This window comes from Saccharothrix sp. BKS2 (genome assembly GCF_047689505.1).
Taxonomy (GTDB): domain Bacteria; phylum Actinomycetota; class Actinomycetes; order Mycobacteriales; family Pseudonocardiaceae; genus Actinosynnema; species Actinosynnema lopnurensis.
This window is the reverse complement of the sequence record NZ_JAUQOL010000012.1, coordinates 44599-63913: the sequence shown is the minus strand read 5'-3', so window position 1 is coordinate 63913 and position 19315 is coordinate 44599. Positions and strand designations below refer to the sequence as shown.

The following is a 19315-nucleotide window of genomic DNA, read 5'->3' as shown; positions in this document are numbered from 1 at the left end:
GAAATATGGAGGCGGCGCACGGCGGGCAGCACAGGTACCCGGCGGCGATGAGGCAGGAAGAGAGGAAGGAGGTCGATCAAGGCCCAGGCGGGAACGTCACCGAGACCCGGACACGCAGGCGGCCCTGAGGTGCAGGAGCGTGGGTGACCTCCGGCGCCTGGGCGCGCAGGGCGACCGGCGGCGGTTCAGGAGCGCAGACGGGCAGCCGGTTCAGACGCGCAGGCGGCGGCGGTTCAAGCGCGCCGGACGGCAGCCGGTTCAGGAGCGCAGGCGGCGGCGCAGTCCCAGGCGGGACGCCGACAGCGTGATCCCGCCCCGACGGGCCAGCACCACCCCGCCGACCAGGGCGGCCACGATCGACACCACCCCGCCGAACACGATGGGCGCGCGGGCGGTGAAGTGCTCGGCCAGCCAGCCCATCACCGGGCCACCCACCGGGTTGCCGCCGAGGAAGACCAGCATGTAGAGGCCCATGACCCGGCCGCGCATGGCGGGCTCGACGGCCAGCTGCACGGTGGCGTTCGCGGTGGTGGTGAAGGTCATCATGGCGATGCCGACCGGGATCAGGGCCGCGCCCGTGAGCCACAGCGTCGGCATCAGGCCGACCACGATCTCCAGGACGCCGAACGCCAGCGCGCCGGTGATCAGCAGCCGCAGGCGGGGTTTGCCGCGCGTGCTGCGGCGGGCGGCGAGGGTCGCGCCGGCGAACGTGCCCACCGCGAGCATCGTGGACAGCAGGCCGTAGGCGTCGGCGTCGCCGTCGAAGGTGTTGCGGGCCAGCACCGCGAGGGTGACGAAGAAGTTCAACCCGAAGGTGCTGATGAAGAACACCAGGCACAGCAGGATGACCAGGTCGGGGCGGCCGCGCACGTACCGCAGGCCCGCGCGCAGCTGGCCCTTCTCGCGTGGCACGGGATCGCCGCGGTGCAGGTCGGCCGGGCGCATCAGCAGCAGGCCGGCGATGACGCCGACGAACGTGACCGCGTTGATCAGGAACACCCAGCCGGTGCCCACCAGGATGATCATGCCGCCGGCGATGGCCGGGCCGATCATGCGGGCCAGGTTGAACGTCATGGAGTTGAGCGCCACGGCGTTGGTGAGCTGGTCGCGGCCCACCATCTCGACCACGAAGCTCTGCCGCACGGGCGTCTCGACCGCCGACACCGCGCCGAGCAGCAGGCACAGCAGGTAGACGTGCCACAGCTGGGCCACGCCGGTGACGTCGAGCAGACCGAGGACGAGCGCGCACAGGCCGAGGCCGGTCTCCAGGAACAGGAGCAGCTTGCGCTTGTCCATCCGGTCGGCGAGCACGCCCGCCCACAGGGACAGCACGAGCGTGGGCGCGAACTGGAGCGCGGCGGCGATGCCGAGGGCGACGGGTGAGCCGTCGGAGAGTTCCAGGACGAGCCAGTCCTGGGCGACGCGCTGCATCCACAGGCCGATCAGGGAGATGACCTGGCCGGAGGCGTAGAGGCGGTAGTTGCGGACTTTCAGGGATGCGAACGTGCCGGCGCGCCGGCGCCGGGGCGGGGGTGCGGTCGAACCGGGTTCGAGCTGGTCGGCCCCTGCACCACCCGCGTACGCCGGCACGTCGTTACTGCCCCGCCATCCTGTCGATTATCCCGGCGGCGCGCGAGAGCACGCCCCGTTCGTCGGGGGTCAGCTCGGCCAGGCGCTTGTCGAGCCACGCCTCCCGGGCGGAGACCTCCTCGTTGATGTAGCCCATGCCGGTCTCCGTGAGCTCCACGATGGCCTGGCGGCCGTCGGTGGGGTGGGGGCGGCGGGTGGCGAACCCGTACTCCTCCAGGGCGGCGATGACCCTGGTCATGGAGGGGGGTTGGACGCCTTCGCGGGCGGCCAGCTCGCCGGGGGTCAGGGGTCCGCACTTGTGCAGCGTGGACAGCGCGGACACCTGGGTGAGCGAGATCGCGGAGTTGACCCGTTGGGCGCGGAGCCGCCGGTTCAGCCGGACCACGGCCAGCCGCAGTCGGCTCGCCAGTCCGGGTTCCACCTCGGTCTCCGTCACGTAGTTAGCATACCTCACGATCTCGCGTCCCGTCCTGGTGAAGTGGGTCGGATCGCCCGGTCAGCCGTTCAGCGCGGCCTGGAGGGGGCCCATCGCGAAGTAGACGACGAACGCGGCCGCCACCACCCACATGAGCGGGTGGACGCTGCGGGCCCGGCCGGTGAGCGCGCGCAGCAGCACGTAGCTGACGAAGCCCGCGCCGATGCCGTTGGCGATCGAGTAGGTGAACGGCATGACCACGATGGTGAGGAACGCGGGCAGGCCGATCGAGAAGTCGGCGAAGTCGATCTCCCTGACCTGGGCGATCATCAGCGCGCCGACGATGACCAGGGCGGGGGCCGCCGCCTCGATCGGCACGATCGCGTACAGCGGGGTGAGGAACATGGCGGCCAGGAACAGCAGGCCGGTGACGACGTTCGCCAGGCCCGTGCGCGCGCCTTCGGCGACGCCGGAGGCCGATTCGACGAAGACGGTGTTGGACGACGAGGAGGCGACGCCGCCGGCCACCGCGCCCACGCCGTCGACGAACAGGGCCTTGGACACGTTCGGCAGCTGCCCGTCCCGGTCGATGAGGCCCGCTTCCCTGCCCAGGCCGGTCATGGTGCCGACGGTGTCGAAGAAGTCCGTGAGCACGAGGGTGAACACGAGCAGGGCGGCGGTGAGGGCGGGCAGGCGGGTCCAGGCGCCGAAGGAGACGTCGCCCAGCAGCGACAGGTCGGGCAGGCCGAAGACCTGGTCGGGCAGCGCCGGGTAGCCGAGGTTCCAGCCGGTGGGCCTGGTGCCCTGGGACGGGCCGGCGTCCACGAGGGCCTCGACGACGAGGGCGAGCACGGTCGCGGACAGGACGCCGATGAGGATGCCGCCCTTGACCTTGCGGGCGACGAGGACGCCGGTCACGACGAGCCCGACGACGAACACGAGCGTCGGCCAGGAGGCGATGGAGCCGTTGATGCCGAGGCCGACGGGGACGGTGGTGCCGGCGGCGTCGGGGACGCGGCGCACGAACCCGGCGTCGACCAGGCCGATGAAGCAGATGAACAGGCCGATGCCGACGGCGATGGCCGCCTTGAGCTCGGCGGGCACGGCGTTGAACACCGCGGTGCGCACGCCGGTGACGACGAGCAGCAGCACCACCAGGCCGTTGACCACGACCAGGCCCATCGCCTCGGGCCAGCTGACCTGCGGCACGATCGACACGGCCACGAACGAGTTGATGCCCAGGCCGGTGGCGAGGGCGAACGGGTAGTTGGCGACGAGGCCGAACAGGATCGTCATGACCCCGGCGACGAGCGCGGTGACGGCGGCGACCTGGGGGATGGTGAGGATGTTGCCCAGCACGTCCACCTTGGCAGACGGGTCGTCGGCGGCGAAGCTGCCCAGGATCAGCGGGTTGAGCACGACGATGTAGGCCATGGTCACGAAGGTGACGAGGCCGCCGCGCACCTCCCGGCCCACCGTGGACCCGCGTTCGGTGATCTTGAAGAAGGCGTCCAGCTTGGAGCGGGGCGACGTCTCGGCGGGGGTGGCCATCTCATCTCCTGGGTGGGGGTGGCGGAAAGGCGGGGTGTGGCGGAAAGGCAGAGCGTGCCCCACCCGTGTTTCGGGGAGGTAGCCTGCCTGACGTGGCAGAACAGGACGCAACCGACCTCCCCGCGCCTCCGCCGCTGCCGCCGCGGCTGGCCGATCCGGTGCCGGCGATCGTCGGCGGGGCGGTGCTGTGGCTCCTGGCGGCCGCGGTCGTGCTCGTGTTCTGGCGCGAGGAGCGGACGCTGCTGTGGACGTGCCTGTCGGGCGCGGCGCTGGGGCTCGTCGGTTACGGCGTCTTCGCCTGGCAGCGCTCCGCCGCGCGGCGCGGGAAGCGGACCGCGCAGCGGGGTCAGGGGCTCACCGGCTAGGGGGCGGCCCGCCCACCGGCGGTCGCGGCGGGACCCGGTGGTGGACGCCGGGGGCCGGGGACGTCGAGCGAGCCCCCGGCGACGCGGGGTCAGCCGAGCAGCACGGCCGGGGTGGGGTCGTGGATGAGGGCGGCGAAGGTGTGCCGGTCCTCCCAGCGGCCGGTGGTCCAGGCCAGGGCGCGGGCCAGGCCCTCCGGGGTGTCGGCGGCGTGCACGACCTCGCCGTCGACCCACCAGGACACCGGGTGCTCCGCGCCCTCCGCCGACACGACCAGCTCGTCGTGCACGACGAGGGTGCCGGTCGGCAGGTCCACGCCGAGCAGCTCGCACGCCAGGCGCACCGCGCCCAGGTCCGACCAGACCGCCTCGTCGCCCTCGTCGACGACGGAGCCGGTGACCTCCTCCGAGGCCAGGGGCAGCGCCAGCAGCTCGGCCAGCACCGGCGCCGCGCCGCGCGAGGCCAGCACCTGGTCCGGCGGCAGCACCCCCAGCAGCCACGGCAGGTCCGGCACGAGCACGTCGTCCGCCGGGACCGCGGCGCCCGTGAGCACCCGCACCCGGTCGGGCGGCTCGACGCCGACCGAGTCGGCGACCTCCGCCAGCAGGGCGTGCACGCGCAGCACCAGGGCGTCGGACAGCTTGCGCGCCGGGTCGCCGAGCCGCGCCAGCAGGTCCTTCACGTCGTCCTCGTCGGCCACGCCGAGGTCGGCGCGCACGCCGACGGCGGCCAGCACGTGCGGGGGCAGGTCGACCTCGGGGACCACGTCGTACAGGCCCTCCAGCGCCTCCGCCGTCGGCAGTCGCCACGCGGCCGGCGGCGCGCCGTCCAGGCTCGCGTAGCGGGCCAGCCACCACGAGGTGTAGCCGTCGGGTTCGGTCACGGCCCGCCACACCACCGGGTCGGCGGCCATCATCGCCAGCGCCCGCGGCCACCTGTCGCGGGCGACCAGGTCGAGGTCGCGCACGCCCACGACGCGCGTGGGCGGCACGTCGAACCCGTCCCACCAGTAGCCCTCGTCGGCCAGGTCGTGGTCGGGTTCGGTGGGCGAGTCGTCCTTGACCACGGTGAACCCGTCGACCACGCCCACGGCGGTGAGCACCTCGCGCGGCCACGCGCCGGCGGTGGCGGCGTCGAGCACGCCGAACGGCGCGTCCGCCTCCAGCACCTCCAGCAGCGCCGAGTCGGGCAGCACCAGTTCGTCGGCGCGCCGCCACTCGCCGTCCGCGGCGGGCAGCGCCAGCTCGGCCAGCCACGGTCGCCCGCCGGCCCGCTCCACCAGCCGCAGCACGGTGTCCACCAGTTCGGGGCCGTCCATGCCGGGGTCGTCGAGGCTGTGCCGGACGGCCTCGCGCACCGCGTCGGAGTCCAGCAGCTCGGCCGACGTCGCCTCGGTGGCGCCGAGCCGCAGCAGCAGCGGGTGGGCGGCGTCCGGGTGCGCGATCCGCAGGCCCGGCACGGGCATCAGCTCGTCGCCGACGAGCACGCCGCGCGGGCTGCCCACCAGCCGCCCATCGGCCAGCGGCACGGGCAGCGCGCCCATCGCCTCGCGGGCCGCCGCGTCGACGTCCGCGATCGGCGACAGCGCCCGGTAGACCTGCCGCCACCAGGCCGGGTCGCCGCCGACGCCGGCCAGCGCCTCGACGACCTCCGCCACCGACATGCGGGGCACGTCCAGGGCGGCCAGGGCCTTCGCGTGCTGGGGCAGCGTCAGCTCGTGGTCCAGGAGGCCGGGGACCACGTCCTCCAGCAGCTCCACCAGCTCGAACGACGCGACGTCGAGCACCCTGGCCGCCGCGGGCGCGGCCCACTCGCCGTCGGCCAGGGGCAGCCAGGGCGCCGAGCGCAGCGCCGCGAGCAGGCCGGTCCGCAGCCGGTCGTCCACCTCGGACAGCGGGAAGCCGGGCAGCGGCACCAGCGAGGTGCGCTCCACCGCGGGCAGCGACGACACCAGCGCCGGGTACGCCGCGGCCGCCCGGTCCAGCACGAACGTCGCGGCGGGGCCCGCCAGCACGCGCCGCCGCGACGGCTCCACGGGCAGCGTCGCGATCAGCCGGGCCGGCAGCGACAGCTTCTCGTCGGTGGGCGTCGGCGCGTGCAGCACGTCGCCGGTCAGGGGCTCGTCCACCGGCCACGCCCAGCACACCGACCACCGGGGCCGCGACTCGACGCCCGTCACCAGCTCGGCGGGCAGCTCGCCGCCGTCGCGGTGCACCAGCCAGCGCCGCACCCCGTCCGGGCCGGTCAGCTCGACCACGCCGGCGGACTCGGTCCGCTCCCACGCCCGCCCGTCGACCTCGACGCGCCGCAGTCCGGGCAGCGCCAGCAGCAGGTCGGGGGCCTGGGCGGCGAACTCGGCCAGCAGCCCGGCCGGGTTCGCCCGCAGCGGCAGCCGCACCTCGGTGTCGAAGCCCCCGGGCAGGTCGGCCTCGTCGGTCGGCCACACCAGCCGCAGCACCGGCACGTCGCCGCCGCGCGCGGACGCCAGGTCGGGCACCAGCTCGCGCGTCCGGTCGGCGGAGAACGCCACGCCGCCGTCGCGGGACACCACGCGCGGCGCGTCGGTCACCGCCAGCACGGCCGCGAACCCGACGCCGAACCGGCCGACGGCGCCCGTCGACTTCGACGACGCCCGCAGCGACGCCAGCGCCGCCACCCCGGCCGCGTCCAGCGGCGCGCCCGTGTTGGCCGCCCGCAGCTCACCGTCCACAACGGACAGCCGCAGCACGCCGGGCGTGGCGCCGGCCGCGTCGGAGGCGTTCTGGGCCAGCTCCACCAGCAGCCGGTCGCGGTAGCCGCCGAGCCTCAGGTCCTCCTCGGCGTTGGCGTCCTCGCGGAACCTCGTCGGCGACCCGCGCCACGCCGCCAGCACCGACTCGCGCAGCGCCGCCGTGCCGAACGGGTCACCCTGCTCCGGGCTCACCGCCCGGTCTCGTCGGCGGCGGTGCCGTCGGCGGTCCCGGCCGCGGCGGGGGTCTCGCCGCGCGGCGCGGCCACGGGCGCGTTGGCCTCCACGTCCAGCACCGCGTCGTCGTAGACGAGGTCGGCCACCGGCACCGCCGAGCCGCCCTCCACCTCGACCTCGGAGTGCGCGCCGCACCCGTACTCCACGTGCACCACGTGCCCGTCGGCGGGCGTCAGCTCGTTCGCGCACACGCCGAACGCCGCGCCCAGGGACCCGGCGATCCGCTGGTAGAAACCACACGTGCCGCAGGTCGCGGGCGCGCTGCGGGCCATGTCGCTGCGCGGCCCGAAGTCGCCGGTGTGCCACCGCTGGGCGGCGTCGAGCACGCCCTCGCGGGACAGCACCCGCACGCGGCCGAGCCCGACCTCCAGCGCGACCTCCTCGACCGCCGGGTCGTCGGAGCCGACGTAGCCGGGCGCCAGGCGCGGGTCGTCCTCCTTGGTCGGCAGCAGGTCGCCCACGCCGAGGTCGCCCGCGCGGACCCGCTCGTGCCACGGCACCCAGTCCGGCGCGACCAGCGCGTCGTCGCCGGGCAGCAGCACGACCTCGCTCACCGACAGGGGCGTGCCCTCGCCGGCGAACGCGACGGTGGCCGCCCAGTTCCAGCCCCGGTAGCCCGAGTGCCTGGCCTCGAACAGGTGGGTGACCGCCGTCCGGTCCTCGGCGACCACGCCCACGTGGTCGCCCACGGCGTCGGCGCCCGCCTCCTCCTGCGCGGCGGCACGGGCCAGCCGGACGGCCGCGTCATCGGCGAGCACTGGATGGGGCTGCTGGGTCGGCGTCGCGGTCACAGGTGAATTGTGCCGCACGTCTTCGCACTCCCGCGCACACGTGCCACCCTTTCGGACGTGCGGTGGCTCCTGGTGACGGCGGTCCTCCTCCTGTCGGCGGCGTGCGGGGGGCCGACGGGCGGCCCGATCGGCGGGTCCGGCGCCACGTCGACCGGCGGGTCCGGCGGCGTGCCGACCGGCTTCGAGGTGCTGGGCACCCTGCCGCACGACACCGGGGCGTTCACGCAGGGCCTGGAGCTGGTCGACGGCGTGCTCTACGAGGGCACCGGCCTGGAGGGGCGCTCGTCGATCCGCCGGGTGGACCCCGCCACCGGCGCGGTGCAGCGGCGGGTGGACCTGCCCGGGGACCTGTTCGGCGAGGGCATCACGGTCGTGGGCGACCGGCTCTGGCAGCTCACCTGGCGCAACGGCGTGGCCCTCGAACGCGACCGGGAGACCCTCGAAGAGGTGAGGCGCGTCACGTACGAGGGTGAGGGCTGGGGCCTGTGCCGCGACGGGGAGCGGCTGGTCATGAGCGACGGCACCGCCGAGCTCACCTTCCGCGACCCGGTCACCTTCGCCGAGACCGGCTCGACCGGCGTGACCCGCGACGGGCGGCCCGTCACCGAGCTGAACGAGCTGGAGTGCGTCGGCGACCGGGTGTGGGCGAACGTGTGGCAGACCGACGAGGTGGTGCGCGTCGACCCGGCGGACGGGCGGGTCGACGCGACCGTGGACCTGTCCGGGCTGCGGCCGGCCGACGTGCCGGCCGCCGACGTGCTCAACGGCATCGCGGCCGTCCCCGGCACCGACGAGTTCCTGGTCACCGGCAAGAACTGGCCGACGATCTTCCGGATCAGGTTCACCGCGGGCTGAGCCCCGCCCGGCGGGCGGCAATGCCGGGACAGGGCGCCCCCGATCAGGCAGGATCGGGGTTGTGACGCCCCCTCGGCCGGAAGACCAGTCGCGGCGGTACCCGTGGGAGGACGACGAGTACAAGCCGCGCACCCGGCCGTACCCGACGCCCGGCGAACCGCCGCCGCCCGACCCCGGCGAGACCCGGCCGCGCGGGACCCGGCCGGAACCGCGACCCGACGCCGGGTGGCGCGACCACCGGGACGACCGCGCCGACCACCGCGGCGCCGGGCCCCGGGCCGACCACCACGGCAGCGACCACCACGGCAGCGACCACCACGGCAGCGACCCCCGCACCACCGACCACCGGACCGACCACCGGACCACCGATCACCGCGGCGGAACCCCGCGCGGCGCGGAGTCCTGGTACGAGGCCGACCGGTCCACCGAGGCGTCCGCCCGCTTCGCGCCACCGCCCGACGACCGGCCCACCACCCCCACCGCGCCGGCCCCGCCGAAGAAGCTCACCGTCACCCGGGTCGCCTGGTTCCGCGCCCGCCAGCTCGTCGGCCGGGCCCTGGCCACGTTCCGCCGCGCCGCGCACGCCGACGGCGCCAAGCAGTCCGGCCTGTCCTCCCTGACCTACGCGGTGATGCTGAACTACGCGGCCGACGCCGCGATGGCCGTCGCGCTGGCCAACACCCTGTTCTTCTCCGCCGCCACCGGCGAGAGCCGCGGCAAGGTCGCCCTCTACCTGCTGATCACCGTGGCCCCGTTCGCGCTGGTCGCCCCGGTCATCGGCCCGGCGCTGGACCGCATCCAGCACGGCAGGCGGCTGGCGCTGGCCGCGTCGTGCGCGCTGCGCGTGCTGCTGTCGGTGGTCATGGCGCTGAACTTCGACAACTGGGCCCTGTACCCGGCGGCGCTGGGCAGCATGGTGCTGTCGAAGTCGTTCACCGTGCTCAAGGCCGCGATCACGCCGCGCGTGCTGCCGCGCGAGATCACCCTGGCCAAGACCAACGCCCGGATGACGGTGTTCGGCCTGGCCGCGGGCGGCGTGTTCGGCGCGTTCGCGGCCGGGTTCGCGAACCTGTTCGGCTCGCCGGGCGCGCTGTGGTTCACCGCCGTGCTGTCCGCCGCCAACGCCTACTACTGCCTGCGCATCCCGGCGCGGGTGGAGGTCACCGAGGGCGAGGTGCCCGCGTCCCTGCGCGCCAGGCCGAGGAAGGCGCGGCGCCTGGTGCTGGGCCGCACGGTCGTGGTGGCGCTGTGGGGCAACGGCGCGATCCGGATGCTCACCGGGTTCCTGATGCTGTTCGCCGCGTTCGTGGTGCGCGCCCAGACCGAGGGCGACGCGTTCCTCCAGGTGCTGCTGCTGGGCGTGATCGCGGGAGCGGCGGGCGTCGGCAGCTTCCTGGGCAACGTGGTGGGCGCGCGGCTGCACTTCGGCGCGCCCGACCTGGTGGTGATCGGCTGCCTGGCCGCGGCGCTGGCGTCCGCGGTCGTGGCGGCCGTGCTGCCCGGCCTGACCACGGCGGCGGTCGTCGGCCTGGTCGGCGCGACGGCCAGCTCGCTGGCCAAGGTGTCGCTGGACGCGGTCGTCCAGGACGACGTGCCCGACGAGTCCCGCGCCTCCGCGTTCGGCCGGTCCGAGACGATCCTCCAGCTGGGCTGGGTGTTCGGCGGGGCGCTCGGCGTGCTGCTGCCCACCGAGTACTGGATCGGGTTCACCGTGCTGTCGGTGCTGCTCGCGGTCGGCCTGGCGCAGACGGTCCAGACGCGGCGGGGCGCCACGCTGATCCCCGGCCTCGGCGGCGACCGGCCGCTCCGGCCCGCGGCCGGACCCGCGACCCCCTGAGCGCACCGGCGGCGCCGGCCACCCCGTAGGCTCGACGGCCGTGCGCCGAGTCCTGCTGTCCCTGCTCCTGCTGCTCCCGATGACGGCCTGCGCCGCGCCGCACCCGCCCGAGGTGACGTTCTACGCCGACGGCGAGGCGATCGACGTCCCGCCGCTCGACGACTGCGACATCGACGCGGAGAACTGCCGGCGGGACCCGGCGGCCGAGGGCTCGCTGCGGATCAGGCCCGGCAAGCCGGTGCAGATCTCCGTGCCGGGCGAGGTCGCGGACACCGCGTGGGGCGTGAACTTCCGCTACCGCGACGCCGCGGGCGTGGAGCAGGAACCCGGCCGCAGCGCGATGTTCACCGTCAGCGACCCCAGGCACGCCTACACGCTCACCCTGCCGAACCCCGACGACCAACTGGTGGGCGTCGAGGTCCAGCAGCTGAGCAGGCGCATCCAGACGAGCACCACCGGCGCGTTCGACTTCGTCGCGCGCCGGGTGTGGGTGCTCACCGTCGAGAGCTGAGGTCCCCCGGGTCTACGGGTCGAGCTCCCGCGCGACGGCCCGGACCACCTCGGCGATCAGCTTGGTGTTCTTCCGGTCCGGGTACCGGCCGCGGCGCAGGTCGGGCTGCACCTTGACCTCCAGCAGCTTGATCATGTCCTCGACCAGGCCGTGCAGCTCCTCGGCCGGTCGGCGCCGCGCCTCCGCCACCGAGGGCGCCGGGTCGACCAGCCGCACCGACAGCGCCTGCGGGCCGCGCCTGCCCTCGGCCATGCCGAACTCGATGCGCTGCCCGGCCTTCAGGCCCTCGACACCGGGGGGTAGCGCGGATTTCCGCACGTAGACGTCTTCGCCACCGTCCTGGGTGACGAAGCCGAAACCCTTCTCCGAGTCGTACCACTTGACCTTGCCGGTCGGCACCGCGCTCACCAATCCCTGGGTCATCCACACGACGAACGCGCCCCGGGCGTGCCCGAGGCGCGTCCCACCAGACTAGCCAGAACACCAGCCCGGGGGCACCTCCGATAGCGGGACTACCCTCGGGGTGTGTCGACCTCGAAGCTCATGCCGGCGGCAGTCGCCCTGTTCACGCTGGGTGTCGTCGCGATCATCGCGATGTTCGTCGTGGGCGAACGGGGCCTGCCCGCGTGGGTGTTCGCCGCGGGCTGGCTGCTCGCGCCCGCCGGTCTCGCGCTGGGTGTGGTCAGCGCGGTGCGGGACGCCCGGCGTCCCCGGCGGCGCTGAACCGGGCCGGGCCGCGCCGGGCCGGGTTACACCGGTCCAGGTCGCGCCGAGCCGGGTCACACCGGGCCGGGTCGCGCTCAGCCGGGTCGCGCCGAGCCTCACCTACCCGGCCTGGCCGAGCCGGGCCGCGTTCGCACGCAGCCAGTCCGGGAACCCGGTCAGGTCCGGCAGCACCGGGTCCGCGCCCTCGGCGGCCAGCTCGTCCGCGTCGCACGGCCCGCTGACCACGCCGACCGCCACCGCCCCGGCGGCCTTCGCGCCGCGCACGTCGCCCACGTGGTCGCCCACGTAGACGGCCGCGCCGTGCGCCTTGAGCGCCTCCGCCTTGCCGGTGGACCACAACTCGCCGAACAGGTGGTCCACCTCCCAGCCGAACGCGGCCAGGTGCAGCGCCGCGTTGGGCCGGAACTTGCCGGTGACCACCATCGTGGTGCCGCCCAGCTCACGCACTGCCGCAAGCGCTTGCGCCGCGCCGGGCAGCGCGACCGTGGCCGGGATGACGACCTCCGGGTAGAGCGCCCGGAACCGGTCGACCAGGGCCGGGATCTCCTCCTCGGGCACGCCGAACCCCCGGTAGACCATGTCCAGGGGCGGGCCGAGGTTGGCGGCGAAGTGGGCGCCGTCGAGCGGGTGCCCGGACTCGGCGGCCACGGCGTCCATCACGGCCGCCATGCCGGGTCGCGGGTCGATCAGCGTCATGTCCAGGTCGAAGCCCACGGTCAACGGCACGACCCGACTCTAAGCCCGTCGCCGCTGTGCCAAGCTTTGTGCCGTGACGGAACTCACCCGGTCCCTGCTGGAGGCGGCCGCGGACCTCGTCGCCGAGCACGGTTCCCGCGGTCTGCGGATGGTGGACGTCGCCACGAGGGCGGGCGTGAGCCGGCAGACCGTCTACAACGAGTTCGGCAACAAGGAGCGGCTCGTCCAGGCGGTCGCCCTGCACAAGACGGCGGAGTTCCTGGACGGCGTGCGCGAACGGCTCGGGTCGGCCGCCGACCCGGTCGACGGCCTGCGGCGGGCGATCACGTTCGCGTTCGACCTGGCCGGGCGGGACGCGCTGGCGAGGTCGGTGCTCACCGGGGCGAACGCCGAGGACATGCTGCCGTTCCTGACCACCAGGGGCCGGCCGGTGCTGGCCCTGGCGACGGCGGTGTTCGCGCAGCACGTCAGCGCCGGCTGGCCCGGGTTGGCGGTGGACCGGGCGCAGCTGATCGCGGAGACCGCCGTGCGGGTGGCGCTGAGCCACCTGCTGACGCCGGGCGGCCGGAGCGTGGAGGCGGTGGTGCTGGTGACGCTGGCCCTGCTGCCGCCGTGTCCGGGGCGGTGAGCCCGGGGCCGGCTCAGCCGGCCTCCACGCCCGCGTAGTCCACGCCGACCTGCTCGGCCGCCCTGGTGAGGGTCCGCATGATCGCCAGCGACTCGTCCAGCGTCATCGACGGGCTCTCCGTCTCCCCCGCCCGCACCCGCCGCACGACCTCGCGCAGCTGCGGCACGTAGCCCGCGCCCTCCTGCTCGTGCCGGCGCTCCACCCCGTTAACGATCATGCGGCTCGGGTTGTAGAGCGCCTCCGGCAGCTCCACGAGGCCCTCCGTGCCGTACACGACCGCGCCGTCCTTGAGGGGGCTGCGCAGCGACGACCCGACGAGCGCGTGCGCGCCGCCCTCGTAGCCGAGCAGCACGCCGATCTCCGCGTCCACGCCGCCGACCAGCGAGCCGTGCGCGTGGACGACGTCCGGTTCGCCCAGCAGCAGGTGCGCGAACGACACCGGGTAGATGCCCAGGTCGAACAGCGACCCGCCGCCCAGCTCCCGGTTCCACAGGCGGTGCGCCGAGTCGTGCGGCAGCGGGAAGCCGAAGTCGGCCCGGACGGACCTGACCTCGCCGATCCCACCGGCCCGGACCAGTTCGCCCAGCTCGACGATCAGCGGGTTGAACCGGGTCCAGATGGCCTCCATCAGGAACAGGCCGCGCTCGCGGGCCAGGTCCACCACGTCCCGCAGCGCCGCCGGGGTCAGCGTGGCGGGCTTCTCGCACAGCACGTGCTTGCCGGCCTCCAGCGCGGCCCGCGTCACCTCGTGGTGCTGGACGTGCGGCGTGGCGACGTAGACCACGTCCACGTCGGGGTCCGCGAGCAGGTCGCGGTAGTCGCCGTAGGGGCGGGCGATGCCGTGCTTGGCCGCGAACTCCTCGGCCTTGGGCAGCGCGCGGGACGACACGGCGAGCACGTCGACGTCGGGCAGCAGGCGGAGGTCGCCGGTGACGACGTCGGCGATGCCGCCCGTAGCCACGACGCCCCAGCGGAGTTTGTTCACCACGAGCACGCAGCTTAATCGGGCAGGATGGACGGGGTGAGGCTCATCCTGAACGTGATCTGGCTGGTGCTCAGCGGCTTCTGGCTGGCCGTCGGGTACGTGCTCGCGGGCATCGTGTGCTGCGTGCTCGTCATCACCATCCCGTGGGGGCTGGCGTCGTTCCGCATCGCCAACTACGCGCTGTGGCCGTTCGGGCGCACCGTCGTGGACCGGCCCGGATCGGGGACGCCGTCGCTCATCGGCAACGTCATCTGGATCCTCGTGGCGGGCATCTGGCTGGCCATCGGGCACGTGGTGACGGGGATCGCGCTGTGCGTGACGATCATCGGCATCCCGCTGGGCATCGCGAACTTCAAGCTCGTGCCGGTGTCGCTGGTGCCGCTCGGCAAGGAGATCGTCCCGGCGCCCTAGTCGGCGCGAGCTGGTCGGCGCGCTAGTCGGGCCGGTCGGCGGCCTGATCCTCCTCGGTCTGATCCCCCTCGGCCTGATCCCCGGCGGCCGGGTCGTCGGTCCGGTCGTCGGCCTGCCCGTCGGCCGGTCCCGCGTCGTCCAGCCGGACCACCAGGCACGGCCCGCCGCTGTACAGGCCCGCGTCGACGGCCAGCACCTTGTCGTCGGCGTAGCGCAGCGGCCCGTCGATCTGCTGCGGCGGCACGCCCAGCTGGTCCGCGATCACGCTGTGGCCGTGCACCACCTCGCGCCCGCCCAGCACCTCCAGCAGCTCGGTGACCACGGCGGGTCCCTCCGGGCCGCGGAAGGCGTAGCGGGTGGTCATCTTGCGCCAGCACTCCCACCACTGTTCGAGGTCGTCGCCCCGCAGCACGTCCCGGACGGCCCGGTTGACCTCGTCGATGGTCCCGCCCCACTCCAGGTAGGCGAGGGTGTCGGAGTGCATCAGCAGGTGCCCGTCGACCTCGGCCAGCACCCGGCGGGTGGTGAGCCAGTCGATGTGCTCGTCGGTGAGGCGGTCCTGGTCGCTGCGCAGGCCGCCGTTGAGCAGCCAGCTTCGGGCGAAGCTGCGCGGGGTCGGGGCGCCCGGCACGTTCTCGTCGCCGAAGCGGTGCATGCCCAGCAGCAGCACCTCGTGGTTGCCGACCAGCGCGTCGACCCGGCCGCCGCTCTGCTCGGCCAGGCGCATCACGAACTCGATCACCCCGATGCCGTCGGGGCCGCGGTCGACGAAGTCGCCGAGGAACCACAGCTCCGCCTCACCGCCGGACCAGTTGCCGTCGGCGTCGACCAGGCCCGAGGTGTGCAGGGCGCGGGTCAGCTCGGCGAGGTGCCCGTGCACGTCGCCGACCACGAAGAGCGGTCGTTCCACACCGTGACGATAAGCGACGCGCGGGAACGCTGCCCACAAGTCGATCAGCGGCCGGCCGGGGAACTTCGGGCCGCCCGTCCGCCCTCCCCCACGGGGGTGAGCGCGCGGTGGCGCGCCGTGACGCCACGACTCCGCCACGCGTTCACCGCCCCCGCCACGACCGCGATCCGGTCCACCCGGACGCCCGGACCGCTCGGTCCACCCGGACCGCTCAGTCCAGCCGCGGCCAGGCCAGCAGCGCCTCCACCCCGGCCTCATCACCCGTCACGGTCACCTCCTCCCGCGCCGCGCGCCGCCACAGCACCAGGTAGAGCTGCTCGGCCGTGCCGGACACCCGCGCACCCGGCTCCCCCGCGACCACCCGCCGAGGCTTGCCCGCACCGGCCACACCGGCGGCACCGCTCACCCCACCGGCACCGCCGTCCACCCCACCCGCGCCCCCCGCGCCGACGAGCCACCGGTCACCCGTGTCGGTCGCCACCAGCTCCACCACCAGCGGCCCGCGCACCCACTCCGGCCCGTGCAGGAACCGGTCCAGGAACTCGCCCACCCCGTCCGCCGCCAGCTCCGCCGGGATCGGCTCGGGACGCCCCACCGCGTTCCCCGCGTCCCAGCAGTGCACCACCGCCTCGTGCGCCTGCCGCGAGGCCACGTCCGCCGCAGTGGCGCGCTCCTCGTCGTTCCACCACACCCACACCGGCGCGTCCGGCGGGCACTCCCGCTGCGCCGCCAGGTACCGGGCGCTGATCTCCCGCCACCCCCCGACGCGGTCGGGCCCCGGGTCGGCGGCCCGCCGCGCCACCTCGTCGTCCGGCACCCCGCCCCGGGCCAGCAGCACGAGCGTCCACCACGACTGCACCTCGGCCAGGTGCGCCACCAGGTCGTCCACCGTCCACCCGGGACAGCTCGGCACGGGCACGCCCGCGTTGCCGGTCACGATCCCGGTGAACGCCCCGCTGTAGAACTCGGCGACGGCGATGTGGTCGACAGCCATGCCGGCACGCTAGCGCGGGGGTACGACAAATCCGGGGGGCCGCGGCTCACACCGGGTTCGGCTCGTCCCCCGGGAACGGGTCGGACGAGTGGCCGACCAGGTCCGCGATCGACTTGACCACCCGCGTCGGCCGGAACGGGTACAGCTCGGCCGTCGACTCCGCGGAGATGCCGGAGAGCACCAGGATCGTGCGCAGCCCCGCCTCCAGGCCCGAGCGCACGTCGGTGTCCATCCGGTCGCCGATCATCAGGGTGTTCTCCGAGTGCGCGCCCAGCGCCCGCAGCGCCGACCTCATCATCAGCGGGTTGGGCTTGCCCACGTAGTACGGCTCGCGCCCGGTCGCCCGCTCGATCAGCGCGGCCACGGCGCCGGTCGCGGGCAGCGAGCCCTCGCGCGACGGGCCGGTGGCGTCCGGGTTGGTGGCGATGAACCGCGCGCCCTCCTCCACCAGCCGGATCGCCTTGGTGATCGCGGTGAAGCTGTAGGTGCGGGTCTCGCCGAGCACCACGTAGTCCGGGTCGCGGTCGGTCAGCACGTAGCCGATCTCGTGCAGCGCGGTGGTCAGGCCGGCCTCGCCGATCACGAACGCCGAACCGCCGGGCCGCTGCGAGTCCAGGAACCGCGCGGTGGCCAGCGCGGAGGTCCAGATGGCCGCCTCCGGCACCTCCAGGCCGGTCCGGGACAGCCGGGCGCGCAGGTCCCGGGGCGTGTAGATGGAGTTGTTCGTGAGCACCAGGAACGGGACGGCGTTCGCGGTCAGCTCGGCCACGAACTCCCCCGCGCCGGGGATCGGGTGCTCCTCGTGCACGAGCACGCCGTCCATGTCCATCAGGTAGTTCCACTGAGCGGCCATGGGCGACATGCTGCCGGCTCAGGCGTCGACCACGCGCTGCCGGAACGCCTCGATGGAGGCCCGGTGGTACCGCTCCAGCACGGCGCGCTCCTCCGGGCTGAACCGCGACAGCACCTCGCGCAGCGCCTGCCGCGCGCCCTCGACCAGGGGGGAGAACCGGTCGTCGTCCCCGGTGGCGACCTCGACGAGCACCTTGCGGCGGTCGTGCGGGTCGCGCACGCGGCGGACGTAGCCGGCGCGCTCCAGCCGGTCGATCACGCCGGTGACCGCGCCGGTGGACAGCCCGGACAGCTCGGCGATCCGGCCCGCGGTGACGGGTCCCTCGGCGCGCGCGGCGAGGGCGAGGCACCTGCCGTCGGTCGGCGACAGGCCCATCCGCTCGGCGACCCGGCTGTGCAGCGCGACGGTGAGCGCGCTGGTCTCCCGCGCGTAGGCGCCGAACCGCTCCAGCTCGTCGGCGGGGACGTCGTGCTCCCTGGTCATGACGAGCAATTTAGCGGCCGGGAGGCCGTTCCAGGCACGGTCGTCCGGGCCCCGGAGCGCCGCCGGCCGCGCTTTTTCCGGTGACCGCCGGTGCGGGCCGATTACCCTGGGGCGGGTGACAGCCGTGGAGTTGGGCATCCCCGTCGTGCGCGCCACCCCCGACGCCCCGGCACGTCCGGGCTCACCGCTGCTGGTCGACCGGTTCGGCCGGGTCGCGACCGACCTGCGCGTCTCGCTGACCGACCGCTGCAACCTCCGCTGCACCTACTGCATGCCCGCCGAGGGCCTGGACTGGCTGCCGAAGCCGGACCTGCTCACCGACGAGGAGCTGGTCCGGCTGATCGGCATCGCGGTGACCCGGCTGGGCGTGACCGACGTCCGGTTCACCGGCGGCGAGCCGCTGCTGCGGCCGAACCTGGACGACGTGGTGGCCGCCACGGCGGCGCTGGCGCCCCGGCCGCGGATCTCAATGACCACGAACGGGTTGACCTTGGCGAAGCGGGCCGCCGGTCTGGTCGCGGCGGGCCTCGACCGGGTGAACGTCTCGCTCGACACCCTCGACCCGGCGCGGTTCCGGGAGCTGACCAGGCGCGACCGGCTGGGCGACGTGTTCGCCGGCCTGGCGGCGGCCCGGGAGGCCGGGTTGTCCCCGGTCAAGGTGAACTCGGTGCTGATGCGCGGGGTGAACGAGGACGAGGCCGTGCCGCTGCTGCGGTTCTGCCTGGAGCACGGCTACCAGCTGCGGTTCATCGAGCAGATGCCGCTGGACCCGCAGCACGGCTGGGACCGGGACGGCATGGTGACCGCGGAGGAGGTCCTGGCGGCGCTGCGCTCGGAGTTCTCGCTGGCGCCGGAGCCGGGCGAGCGGGGTGGCGCGCCCGCCGAGCGGTGGCTGGTGGACGGCGGGCCGGCCGTGGTCGGCGTGATCGCCTCGGTGACGCGGCCGTTCTGCGCGGCGTGCGACCGGACCCGGCTGACCGCCGACGGCCAGGTGCGCAACTGCCTGTTCAGCCGGTCCGAGACGGACCTGCGGGCCCTGCTGCGCGGCGGCGCGACCGACGAGGAGGTCGCGGACCGGTGGCGCGGGAACTCGTGGGAGAAGGCGGCCGGGCACGGCATCAACTCGCCCGGGTTCAGCCAGCCCGACCGGCCCATGAGCGCGATCGGGGGATGACGTGCGGCTGACGGTGCGGTACTTCGCGGGCGCGCGGGCGGCCGTGGGTGTGACGGACGAGAGCTTCGAGCTGCCCGACGAGGCCCCGACGGTGGCCGCAGTGCTCGCGGCGGTGCGGGAGCGGCACGGCGACCGGGCGACCCGGGTGCTGCCCGCGTGCAGCTTCCTGCTGGACGGGATCGCGGTCCGCGACCACGACACGACGGTGTGGTCCGGGTCACGACTGGACGTGTTGCCGCCCTTCGCCGGGGGCTGACAGCACCGCCTCGGACGGGTTAACACGTGAGCCAGACCTCACTTAACGTGATTTATTTCGACCGATCTCGGAACGGAAACGGACCGGTAACGGTGCTCTGACCTGGCTAAACACCATGGTCGAGGAGTCACCCCATGGCGTTACCGTGATGTCGATCACATAGCAGTTCGTTTGGCGCGAGCTCTCCCGGTTACGTACCGTCGCTCCTCGGTTGGCCCCGACCGACCGCAGCACGACCCGGACGCCACGCACCGAACCTGTCCAACGGCCCCGGGCACACCCCCCGAGCGAGAGAAATCCGCCGGACAGGAAAGCTGGGCG

At 74.4% G+C, this 19315-nt stretch carries 21 protein-coding genes; 9 read left to right on the top strand and 12 right to left on the bottom strand.

The features are described 5' to 3' along the window. Nucleotides 1–258 precede the first annotated feature (258 nt). From Q5530_RS25000 to Q5530_RS24990, 3 genes are read right to left on the bottom strand one after another with little or no spacing between them, the layout of a single operon-like run. Nucleotides 259–1590: an MFS transporter gene (locus Q5530_RS25000; protein WP_380640263.1), complete on the bottom strand. Its 1332-nt coding sequence runs from the start codon at nucleotides 1588–1590 to the stop codon at nucleotides 259–261. Between the two features lie 4 nt (nucleotides 1591–1594). Next, entirely contained in the window at nucleotides 1595–2044 is a 450-nt protein-coding gene (locus Q5530_RS24995) for a MarR family winged helix-turn-helix transcriptional regulator (protein ID WP_380640260.1), read from the bottom strand. 42 nt (nucleotides 2045–2086) lie between these two features. Beyond that, nucleotides 2087–3556: an NCS2 family permease gene (locus Q5530_RS24990; protein WP_415365187.1), complete on the bottom strand. Its 1470-nt coding sequence runs from the start codon at nucleotides 3554–3556 to the stop codon at nucleotides 2087–2089. A 92-nt stretch (nucleotides 3557–3648) separates the two neighbouring features. Here Q5530_RS24990 and Q5530_RS24985 point away from each other — a divergent pair, with 92 nt between their 5' ends. Then, on the top strand, nucleotides 3649–3921 hold the full coding sequence (locus Q5530_RS24985; protein ID WP_415365186.1) for a DUF2530 domain-containing protein: 273 nt from the start codon (nucleotides 3649–3651) through the stop codon (nucleotides 3919–3921). A gap of 89 nt (nucleotides 3922–4010) precedes the next feature. Here the strand turns inward: Q5530_RS24985 and Q5530_RS24980 are convergent, their stop codons facing one another. Both Q5530_RS24980 and Q5530_RS24975 read right to left on the bottom strand, forming a co-directional pair. Next, complete coding sequence (locus Q5530_RS24980) at nucleotides 4011–6842, bottom strand: sacsin N-terminal ATP-binding-like domain-containing protein (protein WP_415365185.1); 2832 nt, start codon at nucleotides 6840–6842, stop codon at nucleotides 4011–4013. Next, entirely contained in the window at nucleotides 6839–7675 is an 837-nt protein-coding gene (locus tag Q5530_RS24975; RefSeq protein WP_415365184.1) for a DUF3027 domain-containing protein, read from the bottom strand. Before Q5530_RS24975 ends, Q5530_RS24980 begins: the two co-directional genes overlap by 4 nt. Before the next feature lie 57 nt (nucleotides 7676–7732). On the opposite strand from Q5530_RS24975, the gene Q5530_RS24970 reads away from it, so the two are divergent. The 3 genes from Q5530_RS24970 (at nucleotide 7733) to Q5530_RS24960 (ending at nucleotide 10878) form a co-directional block, all read left to right on the top strand. Further along, entirely contained in the window at nucleotides 7733–8530 is a 798-nt protein-coding gene (locus tag Q5530_RS24970; RefSeq protein ID WP_415365183.1) for a glutaminyl-peptide cyclotransferase, read from the top strand. A gap of 61 nt (nucleotides 8531–8591) precedes the next feature. Continuing rightward, on the top strand, nucleotides 8592–10367 hold the full coding sequence (locus Q5530_RS24965) for an MFS transporter (protein WP_415365182.1): 1776 nt from the start codon (nucleotides 8592–8594) through the stop codon (nucleotides 10365–10367). Between the two features lie 40 nt (nucleotides 10368–10407). Further along, nucleotides 10408–10878, top strand: a complete 471-nt coding sequence (locus Q5530_RS24960) for a DUF2771 family protein (protein ID WP_415365181.1) — start codon at nucleotides 10408–10410, stop codon at nucleotides 10876–10878. A gap of 12 nt (nucleotides 10879–10890) precedes the next feature. Here the strand turns inward: Q5530_RS24960 and Q5530_RS24955 are convergent, their stop codons facing one another. Then, on the bottom strand, nucleotides 10891–11277 hold the full coding sequence (locus Q5530_RS24955; RefSeq protein ID WP_380640357.1) for a cold-shock protein: 387 nt from the start codon (nucleotides 11275–11277) through the stop codon (nucleotides 10891–10893). A 126-nt stretch (nucleotides 11278–11403) separates the two neighbouring features. Here Q5530_RS24955 and Q5530_RS24950 point away from each other — a divergent pair, with 126 nt between their 5' ends. Next, nucleotides 11404–11601: a hypothetical protein gene (locus tag Q5530_RS24950; protein WP_380640241.1), complete on the top strand. Its 198-nt coding sequence runs from the start codon at nucleotides 11404–11406 to the stop codon at nucleotides 11599–11601. Between the two features lie 102 nt (nucleotides 11602–11703). Here Q5530_RS24950 and Q5530_RS24945 read toward each other — a convergent pair whose 3' ends face one another. Beyond that, a complete protein-coding gene (locus Q5530_RS24945; protein WP_415365180.1) occupies nucleotides 11704–12330 on the bottom strand; it encodes an HAD family hydrolase in 627 nt (208 codons plus the stop codon). Nucleotides 12331–12373: 43 nt separating this feature from the next. Here Q5530_RS24945 and Q5530_RS24940 point away from each other — a divergent pair, with 43 nt between their 5' ends. Further along, on the top strand, nucleotides 12374–12928 hold the full coding sequence (locus tag Q5530_RS24940; RefSeq protein ID WP_415365179.1) for a TetR family transcriptional regulator: 555 nt from the start codon (nucleotides 12374–12376) through the stop codon (nucleotides 12926–12928). Nucleotides 12929–12941: 13 nt separating this feature from the next. Here Q5530_RS24940 and Q5530_RS24935 read toward each other — a convergent pair whose 3' ends face one another. Next, nucleotides 12942–13916, bottom strand: coding sequence for a Gfo/Idh/MocA family protein (locus tag Q5530_RS24935; RefSeq protein ID WP_415365178.1), 975 nt, complete (start codon nucleotides 13914–13916; stop codon nucleotides 12942–12944). A 33-nt stretch (nucleotides 13917–13949) separates the two neighbouring features. On the opposite strand from Q5530_RS24935, the gene Q5530_RS24930 reads away from it, so the two are divergent. Further along, nucleotides 13950–14324 carry a YccF domain-containing protein gene (locus tag Q5530_RS24930; protein ID WP_415365177.1) on the top strand — a complete coding sequence of 125 codons (375 nt, stop codon included), beginning with the start codon at nucleotides 13950–13952 and terminating at the stop codon, nucleotides 14322–14324. Between the two features lie 22 nt (nucleotides 14325–14346). Here Q5530_RS24930 and Q5530_RS24925 read toward each other — a convergent pair whose 3' ends face one another. The 4 genes from Q5530_RS24925 to Q5530_RS24910 form a co-directional block, all read right to left on the bottom strand. Continuing rightward, nucleotides 14347–15234 (bottom strand): metallophosphoesterase, encoded by an 888-nt coding sequence (locus Q5530_RS24925; RefSeq protein ID WP_415365176.1) that lies wholly within the window; start codon nucleotides 15232–15234, stop codon nucleotides 14347–14349. A gap of 211 nt (nucleotides 15235–15445) precedes the next feature. Continuing rightward, nucleotides 15446–16228 carry a maleylpyruvate isomerase family mycothiol-dependent enzyme gene (locus tag Q5530_RS24920; RefSeq protein WP_415365175.1) on the bottom strand — a complete coding sequence of 261 codons (783 nt, stop codon included), beginning with the start codon at nucleotides 16226–16228 and terminating at the stop codon, nucleotides 15446–15448. A 46-nt stretch (nucleotides 16229–16274) separates the two neighbouring features. Beyond that, on the bottom strand, nucleotides 16275–17081 hold the full coding sequence (locus tag Q5530_RS24915; RefSeq protein WP_415365174.1) for an HAD-IIA family hydrolase: 807 nt from the start codon (nucleotides 17079–17081) through the stop codon (nucleotides 16275–16277). 18 nt (nucleotides 17082–17099) lie between these two features. Continuing rightward, a complete protein-coding gene (locus Q5530_RS24910; RefSeq protein ID WP_415365173.1) occupies nucleotides 17100–17564 on the bottom strand; it encodes a MarR family winged helix-turn-helix transcriptional regulator in 465 nt (154 codons plus the stop codon). 115 nt (nucleotides 17565–17679) lie between these two features. On the opposite strand from Q5530_RS24910, the gene moaA reads away from it, so the two are divergent. Both moaA and Q5530_RS24900 read left to right on the top strand, forming a co-directional pair. Continuing rightward, complete coding sequence (gene moaA / locus Q5530_RS24905; protein ID WP_415365172.1) at nucleotides 17680–18738, top strand: GTP 3',8-cyclase MoaA; 1059 nt, start codon at nucleotides 17680–17682, stop codon at nucleotides 18736–18738. A 1-nt stretch (nucleotide 18739) separates the two neighbouring features. Then, nucleotides 18740–18994 (top strand): MoaD/ThiS family protein, encoded by a 255-nt coding sequence (locus tag Q5530_RS24900; RefSeq protein ID WP_415365171.1) that lies wholly within the window; start codon nucleotides 18740–18742, stop codon nucleotides 18992–18994. Nucleotides 18995–19315 lie beyond the last annotated feature (321 nt).